The sequence below is a fragment of the Sphingomonas sp. G-3-2-10 genome (genome assembly GCF_012927115.1).
Lineage (GTDB): Bacteria > Pseudomonadota > Alphaproteobacteria > Sphingomonadales > Sphingomonadaceae > Sphingomonas.
The window spans coordinates 679,141-692,324 of sequence record NZ_JABBFY010000002.1; the positions used below are offsets into that span (position 1 = coordinate 679,141).

A 13,184-nucleotide genomic window follows, 5' to 3' on the forward strand; every position below is an offset into this window, starting at 1 on the left:
TGCACAGGTCATTCAGCGCAGCAACGTACTTTTCTCCGCGAGATCGTTCCGGATTGTGGTCGCAGCGACACCGGCTTCACCCATTGCGTGGCTGATCTGATCAAGACCCTTCGCGACATCGCCAGCCGCATAGAGTCCGGCGACCGTCGTACGCTGGTGATCGTCGACGACAAGGCAGCCGTCTTCGCTCGCCTCGGCGCCGAGCATGACCGCAAGCTCCGAGCGGATGACTGAGCCCAGCGCTGGATAGAGACTGTCAAAGGCCAGTTCGCCTTCGGCCGTCGGCACCAGAATCCGGTCGCCTTCGATCCGCAACGGCTTGCAGGGGCCATCGACCAGCGCGATACCTAACGAGCCGAGTTGGTCGCGCGCCGCTCGCGCAAGGCTGTGCGGCGCATCCGGCGCGATCAGCGTTACCTCCTTGGTATACATGCGCAGGAATTTTGCTTCGCGGGCACCGTGATCGCCGGTACCGATGACCGCAATCTTGGCGTCGGTCACTTCGTAGCCGTCGCAGATGGGGCAGTAGCGCAGCAATCCCCTGGCCAGCGCCGCATCATGCATCTCGGGCGACATGTACGGCCGATTGTTGACCACGCCGGTCGCAAGCAGAACAGAGCGCGCGCGTATCTCCGCGTCTCCCAGATGAACACGAAATATTCCGTCCGACCGTTCGAGCATCTCGACTAGGCCATCTGTCACTTCGACCCCGAATTCCGATGCCTGTGCACGCATGCGCTTAAGCAGTTCCGCTCCGGGGATGCCACCTGGATAGCCGGGATGATTATGCGTCCGCGGGATTAGCGCAGCTCGGCTCTGGCCTGCATCGATCAGGCGGATCGAGAGATGAAAGCGCGCGAGGTAGATCGCCGCGGTGAGGCCCGCCGGTCCCGCGCCGATCACGATACAGTCGATTGGGTCATCCATGCCTTGCCAAAGCCATGAACCTGCCGCGCGTTCCAGGCGGACCTCGTTCGGCCTGCAGCCGAAAGCGAAGCCGCTGGCACCTGGTGATGACCCTGCCCTCCGTGTCAGGAAAGCGAGCCCCGCGGGATCAAGCGCCGAACGAATCAGAACAGCCAGGTCAGGCACCCCCAGATGCCGGCGAGAATCGAACCGGACAGCAGAAGGCCGAGCAGGAGCGGTTCGATCACGCGCGCGAGTTCCCGAAGCCGTCGACCACCCATCCTGCGATTGCCCTTGGACCAAATCTGCGCGCACCATCCCTGCGTCGGTTCCCTTGGCTCCTGACCTAGCGTAACAGACGCCATGCATGCCACAGACTGATTGGGAGCAGTTTGCAGAACGAGCGAAGTCGCTCACCGAGCGGCAACGCTCCTGTCTCCGCTTGCTCGGCCAACTCAAGGATCCCAATCAGATCGCCGAGGATCTCGGCATCAGTCTCCGCACGGTGGAAGGTCATCTCGCGGGTGCGCGGTCCACGCTCGGCGCCTCAAGCAGCCGGGAGGCGGCCCGCCTGCTGCGGGCATTCGAAGAGCGAGGCGGCACGTACTCTGTACGCGAGCAAATTTCCCGCGTTGAGTTACTGGTTGCGGTTCCGGCAGTCGAACCCTCGCAGTCTGACGGGGAACCGGCCGACGATGCGCTCGGGGGTTTGAAAGTTCGGGAGATGCCGAAGCCATATGTCGCACTTTCTCATGCCTCCCACCCGCACAGTTGGTCGCCCATTCCCGGACCGGAACGGAGTCCGCGAAGTATCCCTCCATTTCGCCGCTTCGCTCTGATCGCTTTGCTGGTGTTCGGCCTTGGGGCTGGCATCGGTATCGCCGTTCTGACTGTCGCGGGCCTGATCGTAACGCTCGATCACCCGCGTCCCTAAACGCTTAGTCTGAAAGGCCGCGTGGACTCCATGTCCTGCGGTACGGGTAGTCTATGTCTGAAATCGTTAATCACGGCGTCGCGAAGGCGGTGCGCAGCCTTTATACCGCCGAACTCAACGCCGACGCCAATATCGAATCCTACGCCAGCCTGATCGTCTCGATCGCGCGTGGACGTCAGGCTACAGGGCTTCCTTTCGGGGCGACCCAGGCCGCGCTGGACGAGGCTGGTCAGGCTATTGCTTGCTCGCTCCAGGGGCGGCGTCACCTCGTCAAAGCGCATGCGAGCCTGCTTATGACGGTGCAGGCGCACGACATCGATATCACCGGCCATGGAGATATCTTTCCGTGGTGCCCGAACGCGAGCGGTGACGCTTCGCTGATCGCCCCGATGAGTGTCACTGCCTAGCGGACCTGTGCCTTGACCGGGCCGCCCTCCGATGGTCCGGTCAAGGCATGTGGAATGTCGTCGCCTATCTTGTGCTCCTTCTCGGGACCTGCCTGTACGCGGTAAGCCGGGGGGGCGCGCCTGAGCGTATCGCCGCGGCGATCATTCTGGCCGCTGTCGTCCTTACCTTTGTCGCGGCCCGGCAATGGCGCTGGGCATTTACCTCGAGCGAGACCGGCATCCTGACGGTCGATATCGTCATGCTGATTGCCGTGATCGTGCTCGCGGTGCGTGCGGACCGGTACTGGCCGATGTGGATGGCAGCGTTTCTGGGTCTTGGCATCGAACTGCAATTTGTGATGTGGGCCGCGCCGGAGCGACACGTCGAAATCTACAGGGTCCTCCACTTTTGGAACGCCTATCCGACCCTTCTGCTGCTGGCGATCGGGACGTGGCGCCACCAGGCACGCCTCGCGGAGAAGGGTGTCGATCCCTCCTGGAGCGACTTCTCGCTCCCGCATGCGGCGCCCCAGCCGGGGAAATAGCCCGCCGCCTCATCGCGCGGTTCGGGAGCTTGTCGGCAACGCTTGCTGCCCCTGCGTCCGAGCTGGCGACCGCGGCGCGGGATTGCGAGTGCGCGGTGCCGATCATCGTCGCGGTTCATGACGCGATGCTCTGGTCCCTGCGCACGCATCTCGATGAGCGCCCACTAATGGGCAATGATCTGGCGGTGATGAACTATCTAAGCTGCGCTCAGGGCTTCGCGCACCGGGAGATCGTTCGCATCCTCTATCTCGATTCCGGCAATCGGCTGCTGGTGGATGAAGAGGCGGCGCGAGGGACGGTAGACGAAGCCCCGATCTACATCCGCGAGATTCTCCGCCGAGCACTCGAGCTGGGCGCGACCGGGATCATCATCGCCCATAATCATCCATCGGGAGACGCAACCCCCAGCCGCCCGGACCGTAGCATCACCACGCTGCTCGCGGCTGCGGCCAAGCCGCTTGGCATACGTCTTGTCGACCATGTGCTCGTATCTCGCGATCAGGCCGTCAGCTTTCATGCGCTTGGGTGGATCTAGACAGGTTTCGCTTTGGCGATTTGGAACGAGTTTCCGCCCGTATCGCCCAGGCTCAGTGAGCCGGACTTGTGGAGTGAGAGGCTCGCAGAAGATTGGAGATGTCCGCCTCTGTCGACACCGACTGTTCGATGACGCAGCGCAATCCGAGACCGTCGAATTCGCGATAGGGGCTTGTCGACGAAACCGCGGTTATCCTGCCATCGGCCATCTCGACATAGCCCGCCGCACCCGGACGTATGGGCAGCGCCTGCTCGAAGCCGTATCGGCCCGTGGTTGCGACCACCCGCCCATCTTTGTCGACGATCGAGATGACGGAGCGTGTCGACTTCTGCATGACTGCCATGACCTCCGCTGCCTGACCTTCGAAGTCATATTCGAGGTAACATACGCCGATCACTTCCTCCGCATGACGTACCGGTGCGACGAAAATCAGCACTTTCCGGCCAGCGGACCAAGGGTTTGCCCACACGGCATCGGTGAACCAGTCCTGCCCCAGCGGTGCGGCCATAGCCTTGGTAAACTGGGATGCGCCGGTCATGTTCTCGTTGCGAACGGCAGCGTTGGCATGGGCGCATACCGGTATACTTCCGTCCTCGGCGGCCAGAAAAGCATTGAGAAAATAGGGCGAATATTCGAGCAACGCGCTCAATCTCGCATGGGCCCGTGCCTCGGCCGCGGAATCCTCGGCGCCCAGCAATATCCCGCGGACAACGGAAAAGTCGCTGGCCAGCATGCGCACATCGATCGAGCGGTCGAACAAGGATCGCGTGATCGACTGCATGATCGATTGCGCAAGCTCGACAAGGCTCGCGCCTTCGACTTCGGCGACCAGTTCATTGGCAATCGATGCCCCTGCATCGAGACCGCCCAAAATGTCGGCGCGGAAGCGGGCCGCGGTAACCTTCGCCTGCCCCGCCAGTGACTTCACCTCTTGCGCGACGACGCCGAAGCCCTTGCCGGCATCGCCTGAACGGGCCGCCTCGATCGCCGCATTCAGGGCGAGCAGATTGGTTCGGCTGGCAATTTCATCCGTTTCGCTGACATAGGTACGCACTTCGTCGGCAAGAATGGAAAGCAGGGTGCGTATCCGGCGCGGCATAAGGACTCTTAGGCGGAAAATCCTTTAATTATAAGCTGCTAGTTAAAATGCTGTTGAGGGCGTTTATGCAAGCTCAACGCTGTGTCTTCGAGACGCAGAAGGGTCATCGCGCGTTCTGCTTGCCCAAGGGGGATGACTTCGCGCAATTGCTGGATTTGCCGTTTGCGGGCCAAGAGCCTGCCGCATCGTCGCCGAGGCCGCTGCGACTTCGTGCAGACCGCCGCCGTCGAGTCCGCCGCCGCCCATCCGGGAATCGATCGCGTCCACTCCAAAGGGAGCAGCAGCGCATTGCTGGCAACTGGCACGTTCGGTGACGGCGGGTCAGCAATAATCGGCATAAGGGAGTCACGACTTATGTGCTCCCTTTATGTTCCGAAAGATTGGGATTTCGCGTCAAGCGCTTCGCAATGCCGCCAGCCTACCACAGACGAACAGACGTGCGCGAGCAGCCGGGCGAAGTCCCGCCGCTTTGAAGTGATAGGCCAACGAGGACCAGTGGTTAGCTAGTCGCAAGGAGCGCAAGCGTTCTGTCATCGCGCTTGCCGAACCAGCGGTCGAGCGCCGCACCGGTCAGCGACCCGGCACCTGCCGCTTCGAACAAGGTCAACGAAGACCGCAGCTTCATCGCATCGATCTCTCCGAACACAGGGACGGGGTCGCTGGTCGGCAAGTCCTGCAGCGCCGCCACGCATTCCAAATAGCGTGGGCCGAGGACGGGATGCGCCAGATAGGACCGCGCCTCGGCGATCGACTGGATGCCATAGAAGCCGGCCGTCTCGCTGCGACCGAGCCCGACCAGCTGCGGAAAGATGAACCACATCCAGTGGGACCGCTTCGCCCCGCGCCGGATCTCGCCCAGCGCTGAAGCATAGCTAGACGCCTGCGCTTCGACGAACCGATCGAGCGCTCCACCCGCGGTGCTCACAACATCGTTCCTGTTTGCGCGCCCGCTGGCGGATAGACGCGAACGGGATTGAGGCTTCCCTTTGGAAGCCAGCCAAGCACATCTTTGGCGGGCACGGTCGGATCGAGCCACGCAGCCCAGCGCTCTCGCGGCAAGGGGATAATCTGCCGGTGGTGATAGGACGCGACGTCCTCCCCGGCATCCATGGTTAGCATGGTGAAGGCCTCCCCGAGCGGGCTCTCGTTCCAAATTCCAGCAATGCAGAACCAGCGATGACCGGCCATGGTGAAGAGCCATTTGTCAAAGCGCTTCTGCCCCGAGTCTTCCGGATCAGTGAACTCATAGAATCCGTCGGCGAGGATAAGGCAGCGGTTGGAAGCGAAGGTCCGACCCTCCGACCTGAAATTATAGACCGGCTTGCCTTTCAGGCCCTGGGCAGGCCAGCTCCAGCGCCGGTTGACCAGCTCCCCGCCGCCACCCGCTCTGCTGCGGACGATCGGTGCGCTATCGGTGATCTTGATGTCCTCGCGCGCTGCGACGTTGGGCATGCCCTCGCGCAAGTCGACCTTGATCTTGAGGTCGTCGAAATCTTCCATGATCGAAGCCATGTCGACCTCGAGCCGATAGTCATTGCACATCGAGTGCCTCCGATTTGCGCCACACATCTGTTCTCATTACGTTCTCACCATGAAGATGAGCCCCTTCGAGTCGGAAGCCCCTTTAGGTAGCCGCCGCCCTATCATCAGGCGGAATCCCGAGAACGTTCAAGAGATCGAAATGGTCGAAGCTGGCTGGGGCCTCCAGCCTTGGGGGGTACCGGCCGGAAAACCGTTTAAGTTCCGCCGGTCGGAGGGCAAAACATTTCCAACCCGCCGCTGCCTGATCCCGGCGAGCGAATTTCAGATCAGGAACGGCGACCGGCGGTTCCGGGTGACACTCGAGGACGGCAACTTCTTCTACTTGGCAGGCGTCTGGCGGCCGGGCAATCCGGACGGGCCGCTCAGCTATGCGGTGGTGACCATCGAAGCCAACCCGGACATCTTCTTTTACCAAGAACGCCAAGGCGCAGTCCTGCTCCGCCACAACAACATGGCATGGCTGGATTCGACCTCGCCTCAGGAGGAACTGCTCACGGCCTTGCCGGCGCGCAGCTTCGCGATCGAGGAGATAGCACCCCGCCAGCCGCAAATGCAGCAGACCGAATTGATATTCTGAGGATCAATGACATGCTTCCGATGCAGCCCGTCGCGCACCAGCACGACAGTGAGATGAGCGCGACCGACAAGCTCAATACCGTGCCGGTCAGCGGCCCCAAGCTGGAAACCGCACTCAAGGTGCTTGCCGCCCTGCCAGCGCATTTACGGATGCGACCCGCTGCGCAGGCGCTCGCGCTGCAGGCCTATGCCAGCGAAGCGGGCTTCGAGGAGGAGTTCGCATCAGCCGCGCTCCATGCGCGGGTGACCGCATTGGCCAAATGGACTGCGGTTCATGATCCGGACCGGCAATCGGATGCTAAGTCGGTCCTTGAGGCCGCCGCGCGCTTTTCGCTGGGCGACACAGAGCCGGGGATCGGATTCGAAGCAGGCGGGTTTCGGGAGCTTGTCCTCTTCATCGACGACCTGCCCTGGTAGGCTCATCCTCTTCCCGGAAATCGCCTGGTAGTCACTTAGCCGCGAGACTTCGAAAGGTGATCGAGCATAGCGGCACTTCGAGCGGCGGCGGAATCTAGATGCTGTCGCGCGCCGGGACCATGCGCGACCCACGCAGGTGGATCTAAATTCGGGATCATCGATTTTTCTCCAGTATTTGAGGCACTCGACATCAAGGAGAAGTCATTGCCCGCGCTCCGCTTGAAGGTTGGCCCTTATCATCAAGCAAAGTTTGATTAACGTTCGGAAAATTGGATCTGCCAAGCTAGGCGCCGAGCGAATTCTCCTCCTTGCCACCGGCCTGTGCCAAGAACCGCGACAGCGACTCCTTCCGCGCCTCCCGATCGAGCGCGTAGGAGTTGTTTTTGAACTGCACGCCGTTGAGAAGGCCTTCGATATAGCCCGAGATATTGTCGGCAGCCATGATCAATGCGGTATCCAGAGTGTGGATATAACGGCCCGTAATTGATCCCCTGGCGTGGCCGATCAGCGCGGCGATTGTGACCTCGGTGAATCCCAGATCGTTGGCGATGCTTGAAAAACTATGGCGCAGAATGTGCGCGGTCACGTCGCTGAGCGGCGACCCATTGAATATCCTCTTCCACCGATTGTCGAAATAGCCAAATGGCTGATCCGGAGTGCGGCCGGGGAAAACAAACTCCCCTTCCCTCAACCGCATTCGAGTTTCAAGCCGTTCGACGACGCTCAGCCCGACCGCTCGCACCGAGGCGCCTTCCTTGCTGTCGGCAAGCCGCAGGCAGCTGCCGTCGTAATCAACCTCGCTCCACCGCAGCTTGAGGATCTCGCTGCGGCGGCAGCCGGTAAGCGCCAGTTGGCGGATGATCTCGACGATGACCGCATTGTTCTCGTCCTTCGCAGCCTCAACGAGCATCGCCCCCAGAGTGCGGTACTCAGCCTCGGACAGCCGGCGGGTCCGCGCCTTACCCTTGGGGCGCTGGATGCCGTGCACAGGATTGCGCTCGATGATGCCCGCATTGACCGCGTAGGTGAGAATGCCACCCAGAAAGCCGATCGTGCGCCGGGCGGCGCCAGGACCGCCGCGCACGATCGCCTTGCCGCGGAGCTTCTTGGTCTTGATAACCGCGCGGGTCTTACCGACCGTGATGTTGTTCATCACCGTGATCAACTCGCCGCGGGTGAGGTCCTGAACCCGCCGGGTACCGAGCAGCGGGATGATGTGTCGAAGGATGCGCCCCTTGTCGATCGAAATGGTGGACGGCTTCTTCGGACGCCCGCTCTTCCCCAGGATCAGACCGGCGTCCATATCCTTGATGTAAAGCTCGCACAGCTCCTTCACCGTGATCGCCTTGTGATTGACCTTCCGGTCCTCGGCCGGGTTCTCGCCCTTCGCCACTAGGCCGAGCTGGACCTTCGCCTCACGGCGCGCAGCCTCGGGCGCCCAGACTCCGTGCAATCCGATCGTATATCGGCGGGTCCGGCCCCTTGCGCGGTATTGGATGATGTAGCTGCGCTTGCCCGACACAAACACGCGCAGGCCGAAGCCGGGGAGCTCATCGTCCCAGATGATATACTCTCGGTCCTCGACCCGTGCGGCCTCCACCGAACGCAATGTGAGCTTAGTCACAAGCTAGCCTCCGCAACGTCTGGCCTTGCGCTCCCGCGGAAGCACCACGGAAGCAGCAGGAGGCCAATCGACGGTTACGGTGGGTAAGTCTGGCGAAAGGCGAGAGCTAGAGTTCTCGTTGTTAATCAGCAGCTTAGCGTAGAGAAAGAAACCGTAGCGTAGATTGGCGCAGACCCCTCAGTACCTGTTCGGAGGGCAGCGCTCTATCCAGCTGAGCTACGGGTGCAGCAGGGGTCCCCTAGCTTGCCCGGGCTTGCGCGGTCAACGCAAACTAGACGGACCCTGTCGCGATACTCGACGATCCTGCCAATCCCCGGCGTGGCGCCCGTGACTTGCGTCGGTCAGATCGAACTTACCGTCCGCAGGAAATGCTCGCGATCGAGCACCGGGAAGTCGGGCCGATAGGTTCCATCCAGCTGGGCCAGCAGATAGCGGCTGGCGCTGCGTATGCCGATATCATTGTCCTGGGTGCCCCGCACGACGCTTGGACGCGCAGGCGTGGCGGCAGATCCGACGAACGTCAGCGCGTTGACCGCCTGCAAGCGCACCGGCGTGTTGGACGTTCCGTCCAGAACCGAAGCAAGGAATGCGACGGCCCCATCGGCTTTGCCGAGGCCGGCCAGCGCCTCGGCGGCGACGATCCGGGTGCTGAGCGAGGAATCACGGGCCATCGTCGTTTCAAGCGAACCGGACGCGCTTTGGGCATGCTTGCCCAGCATCAACAGGACCTGCGCAGCCCAGAAACGCAGGACTTCGCTCCTGTGCGACAGGCGCCGGACGAATGCGGGAAGATGCGACGGATCGCGCTTCGCGGCCATCGCCGCGAGAGTCATCGCCGCGCGCAGCGGATAGTCGCGATCGGTCCGGGTGCGGCCATAGCCTTCGAGGCCGGAGCCCTCGGGGATGAACCCATTGTCGCGGGTCGCGAGCATGTGCCGGTCGAGCGCGCGCGCATAATAGGCCAGTTTCGCGCGATGGTCCGGATCGGAAGCCAGGTTGACGGTCTGGTCGGGATCGCTGCGCAGGTCGTAGAGTTCCTCGTACGGCTTGGGCTGGAAGAAGGCGGATTGCACCGCGTTCAGCTTGCCTTCCCGCCACAGCCGCTCCCAGTCCTGAAAGCTCTTCATCTGCCAGCTATAGGCCAGATTGATGCCGTTGATCCGGTGCGGCATGTAATTGCGGATATAGTGGAACTGCCCGTCCATCGCGGTGCGCAGCATGTCGTAGCGCTCGTCCATCCGGTCACGTCCGCCGAATACGATGCGGTTGGGCGTCCCGGCGTCGCGGCCGAGAAACGCCTTGCCCTGCATCGTCGCGGGTGCGGTTGCCCCGGCGAGCGAGAGCAGCGTCGGCGCCAGGTCGACGAAGCTGACCGGCGCCTTCACGCGCGAGCCTGCCGCAACCGGCGCGAGATGCGCCCAGCGCGGCGGCAGATAGACGATCAGCGGCGCGTGAAAGCCTTCGTTATAAGCATAATGCTTGGTGCGCGGCAGGATGCCGCCATGATCGGAATAGTAGAAGACGATGGTGTCGTCGGCGAGGCCATCGGCTTCCAGTTCGGCCAGCCGCGCGCCGATCTCGCCGTCCATCTTCTCGATCAGATTGTGATAGCTGGCGAAGTCCTGACGGATCGCGGGCGTATCGGGCAGATAGGCGGGCAAGCGGACATCGGCGGGCGAGGCGGCGCCCGTCGTCGGCTTGAACAGGAATCGTTCGTGGGTGGTCATCGAATTGAACACCGCCATGAACGGCTTGCCCGCCGGGCGGCTGCGCCAGTGCGCCTTGTCGCTCGAATCGTCCCAGATCGCCTTGGGATCGATCGTGCAATTATAGTCGGTCTTGGCGTTGTTGGTGCAGTGATAGCCGGCGCGGCGGAGCAGATCGGGATAGGTCGACAGCGCGGGCGGAAAGGGCGCCGCCGCGCGCATATGCTGGGCGGGAGCGTTGCTCGCGGCATGGACCCCGGTGAGGATCGCGAAGCGCGAGGGTGCGCAGACCGGGGCGGTGGAGAAGGCGTTCTCATAGACGATGCCCTTCTTCGCCAGCGCGTCGAGATTGGGCGTGCGGGCGACCTTGTCGCCATAGGCGCCGAGCCAGGGCGCATTGTCCTCGCTGACCAGCCACAGGATGTTGGGGCGGTCGCGCGTGCCGCGCGCGAAGGCGCGGTCCACGCCCGTCGCCGCGGCGAGACCGGCAGCCGATTGGAGCAGGCCGCGCCGTGAGACTCCGCTGAACGCCATCGATCCGCTCCCTTTGGTTACACGGCATATCAAATTTCCGGCCTCGGGTTTGCCCCACTAGCGCCGATCGCCGGGATGTGCTTTAGCGCTAAAAGTGATGCCGGGCAACATGGCGTCGCACGCAGTGACAGGGAGAGTATCGTGGGAGAGACCATCGCCGCCGGGGCGCCGGACGTTCGGGCGGATGCCGGGCAGTGGATGCCGCCGAAAGGCGCGACTCCGGCGCAGATCGACGCGCATGTCGATCGACTGCTGGCCGAACTCTCGCTGGCCGAGAAAGTCGAGATGATGTCGGGCCGCGGCTTCTTCGCCGCGCTGGCGGAAGACGACCGGGTCTGGGGGGCGAGGCCCTATCGCGCGGGCGGGGGCAACGAACGGCTGGGCATTCCGCCGCTCTGGTTCACCGATGGCCCGCGCGGCGTGACGCGCGGCGCATCGACCTGCTTTCCCTGCACGATGGCGCGCGGCGCGACCTTCGACAGCGACCTGGAACGCCGCGTCGGCGAAGTGATGGGCATCGAGGCGCGCGCGCAGGATTGCAGCTTTTCCGGCGCGGTGTGCATCAATTTGCTCCGCCATCCGGCCTGGGGCCGCGCGCAGGAAACCTATGGCGAGGATCCCTGGCATCTCGGCGTGATGGGCGCGGCGATGGGCACCGGCATCCAGGCGCACAACGTCATCGCCACGGTGAAGCATTTCGCGCTCAATTCGATGGAGAATGCGCGGTTCAAGGTGAACGTGACCGCCAGCGAGCGCGCGCTGCACGAAGTCTATCTGCCGCATTTCAAACATTGCCTCGACGCCGGCGTCGCAACGGTGATGACCGCGTACAACAAGGTGAACGGCGAATATTGCGGGCAGGACCGCACGCTGCTGACCGATGTGCTGCGGCACGAATGGGGCTTTTCCGGCTTCGTCCATTCGGACTGGGTGCGCGGCGTCTATGAAGTTTATGGCGCACCGGCGGGCCTCGATATCGAGAATCCCGAGCCTCTGGTGTTCGGCGAAAAGCTGGTCGCCGCGGTCGAGGGCGGCAGCGTCGAGCCGGCTGTGATCGACCGCGCGTGCCGCCGCATCCTGACGACGCAGTTCCGCTTCTCGACGACAGAGGACCCGCTGCCCGCCTATCCCGCCGAACTGGTCGCGAGCGCGCCCCATCGCGCGCTGGCGCTCGAGGTGGCCGAGAAGTGCGCAGTGCTGCTGGAGAATGACGGCACGCTGCCGCTGCGCCGCGAGGCTGTGCGCCGGATCGCGGTGCTGGGCGCGCTGGCCGACATGGAAAATACCGGGGACAACGGCTCCAGCCGGGTTCGCCCGCCCTATGTGATCTCCCCGCTGGCCGGGCTGCGCGCGATGCTGGGCGAGGATGCGGTGGCGTTCGATGCCGGCGAGGACCTGGACACGGCGCGCAAGGTCGCGGCCGATGCCGATGCGGTGGTGGTCGTGACTGGCTACACCGCGAAGGAAGAAGGCGAATATATCATCGGCGACGTCGCGCTGGGCGCGGATGGCGAAGGCGGGGCGCAGCGTCGTCCGAGCCTCTCCGCCGTGCCGATCGGCGGCGACCGTACGTCGCTGGAGCTGCCCGAGGATCAGGTCGCGCTGATCCGTGCGGCTGCCGACAGCGGGAAGCCGGTGGTCGTAGTGATCGTCGCGGGGTCGGCGGTGCTGGTCGAGGACTGGCGCGATCGGGCCAATGCAATCCTGATGGGCTTCTATGCCGGGATGGAAGGCGGCACCGCGCTGGCGCGGCTGCTGTTCGGCGAGGTCAGCCCATCGGGCAAGCTGCCCTTCACCGTCGCGCGGGACACTGCACACTATCCCTTCTTCGATCGCGATGCCGAAGCGATCGAATATGATCTGTGGCACGGCTACACCAGGCTGGACCGGGACGGTCACGAAGCGCGCTACGCCTTCGGCCACGGCCTGTCCTATGCCGCTTTCAGCTATCGCGCGCTGAAGGCGTCGGTGGCGGACGGTGCGATCGCCGTGTCGGTCGCGGTGCGCAACGAAGGCGGCGTGACCGCCGACGAAGTGGCGCAATGCTATATCCGCGTGCCGGGCATCGCGGTCGAGCGTCAGGCCAAGCTGCTGCGCGCGTTCCGACGGCTGACCCTGGCGCCGGGCGAGACGCGGATCGTCGAGATGACGGTGCCGCTCGACAGCCTGCGCTGGCGCGATCCCGCGACGCATGGCTGGCAGCTGGAAAGCGGCGTCTATGGCGTGGCGGTGGGCGGCGCTTCGGACCGGCTGATCGAGACTCAGGTCGCTATTTGAGGCGATCTGCAGAGGCGCGCCGCCTTCCCTCTCCGCCCCGGCGCGCCTCTGGAACCTTCGTCTGATCCACTGACGTGGATACAGCGCCAGCCCGCCCCCCAC

Annotated in this window: 13 protein-coding genes; 7 read left to right on the forward strand and 6 right to left on the reverse strand. The window is 63.5% G+C overall.

Annotation, left to right across the window (positions count from 1 at the left end; genetic code table 11):
* Positions 1 to 12: 12 nt before the first annotated feature.
* Positions 13 to 927 carry an NAD(P)/FAD-dependent oxidoreductase gene (locus HHL13_RS19935; RefSeq protein WP_169557664.1) on the reverse strand — a complete coding sequence of 305 codons (915 nt, stop codon included), beginning with the start codon at positions 925 to 927 and terminating at the stop codon, positions 13 to 15.
* Between the two features lie 346 nt (positions 928 to 1,273).
* On the opposite strand from HHL13_RS19935, the gene HHL13_RS19940 reads away from it, so the two are divergent.
* The 4 genes from HHL13_RS19940 to HHL13_RS19955 all read left to right on the forward strand — a co-directional run bounded on the left by HHL13_RS19940 (position 1,274) and on the right by HHL13_RS19955 (position 3,307).
* Entirely contained in the window at positions 1,274 to 1,840 is a 567-nt protein-coding gene (locus HHL13_RS19940) for a helix-turn-helix transcriptional regulator (RefSeq protein ID WP_169557665.1), read from the forward strand.
* 53 nt (positions 1,841 to 1,893) lie between these two features.
* Entirely contained in the window at positions 1,894 to 2,247 is a 354-nt protein-coding gene (locus tag HHL13_RS19945) for a hypothetical protein (protein ID WP_169557666.1), read from the forward strand.
* 47 nt (positions 2,248 to 2,294) lie between these two features.
* Positions 2,295 to 2,771, forward strand: coding sequence for a hypothetical protein (locus tag HHL13_RS19950; RefSeq protein WP_169557667.1), 477 nt, complete (start codon positions 2,295 to 2,297; stop codon positions 2,769 to 2,771).
* Positions 2,772 to 2,866: 95 nt separating this feature from the next.
* Complete coding sequence (locus HHL13_RS19955) at positions 2,867 to 3,307, forward strand: JAB domain-containing protein (RefSeq protein ID WP_169557668.1); 441 nt, start codon at positions 2,867 to 2,869, stop codon at positions 3,305 to 3,307.
* Between the two features lie 52 nt (positions 3,308 to 3,359).
* Here the strand turns inward: HHL13_RS19955 and HHL13_RS19960 are convergent, their stop codons facing one another.
* From HHL13_RS19960 to HHL13_RS22625, 3 genes are all read right to left on the reverse strand, one after another.
* Complete coding sequence (locus HHL13_RS19960; protein ID WP_346775600.1) at positions 3,360 to 4,361, reverse strand: methyl-accepting chemotaxis protein; 1,002 nt, start codon at positions 4,359 to 4,361, stop codon at positions 3,360 to 3,362.
* 544 nt (positions 4,362 to 4,905) lie between these two features.
* Positions 4,906 to 5,331, reverse strand: coding sequence for a DUF1810 domain-containing protein (locus HHL13_RS22620; protein ID WP_346775601.1), 426 nt, complete (start codon positions 5,329 to 5,331; stop codon positions 4,906 to 4,908).
* Entirely contained in the window at positions 5,328 to 5,948 is a 621-nt protein-coding gene (locus HHL13_RS22625; RefSeq protein WP_240953910.1) for an SOS response-associated peptidase, read from the reverse strand. The genes HHL13_RS22620 and HHL13_RS22625 overlap by 4 nt, the downstream gene beginning before the upstream one ends.
* A gap of 49 nt (positions 5,949 to 5,997) precedes the next feature.
* On the opposite strand from HHL13_RS22625, the gene HHL13_RS19970 reads away from it, so the two are divergent.
* Positions 5,998 to 6,525: an SOS response-associated peptidase family protein gene (locus tag HHL13_RS19970; RefSeq protein ID WP_240953911.1), complete on the forward strand. Its 528-nt coding sequence runs from the start codon at positions 5,998 to 6,000 to the stop codon at positions 6,523 to 6,525.
* Positions 6,526 to 6,545: 20 nt separating this feature from the next.
* Entirely contained in the window at positions 6,546 to 6,941 is a 396-nt protein-coding gene (locus HHL13_RS19975) for a hypothetical protein (protein WP_169557671.1), read from the forward strand.
* A 283-nt stretch (positions 6,942 to 7,224) separates the two neighbouring features.
* On the opposite strand, the gene HHL13_RS19980 is transcribed toward HHL13_RS19975, so the two are convergent.
* Both HHL13_RS19980 and HHL13_RS19985 read right to left on the reverse strand, forming a co-directional pair.
* Positions 7,225 to 8,565 carry a site-specific integrase gene (locus HHL13_RS19980; RefSeq protein WP_169557672.1) on the reverse strand — a complete coding sequence of 447 codons (1,341 nt, stop codon included), beginning with the start codon at positions 8,563 to 8,565 and terminating at the stop codon, positions 7,225 to 7,227.
* A gap of 341 nt (positions 8,566 to 8,906) precedes the next feature.
* The gene (locus HHL13_RS19985) at positions 8,907 to 10,805 is read right to left on the reverse strand and encodes a sulfatase (protein WP_169557673.1); all 1,899 of its coding nucleotides are present in this window, start codon (positions 10,803 to 10,805) and stop codon (positions 8,907 to 8,909) included.
* A gap of 141 nt (positions 10,806 to 10,946) precedes the next feature.
* Here HHL13_RS19985 and HHL13_RS19990 point away from each other — a divergent pair, with 141 nt between their 5' ends.
* On the forward strand, positions 10,947 to 13,082 hold the full coding sequence (locus tag HHL13_RS19990) for a glycoside hydrolase family 3 C-terminal domain-containing protein (protein WP_169557674.1): 2,136 nt from the start codon (positions 10,947 to 10,949) through the stop codon (positions 13,080 to 13,082).
* Positions 13,083 to 13,184 lie beyond the last annotated feature (102 nt).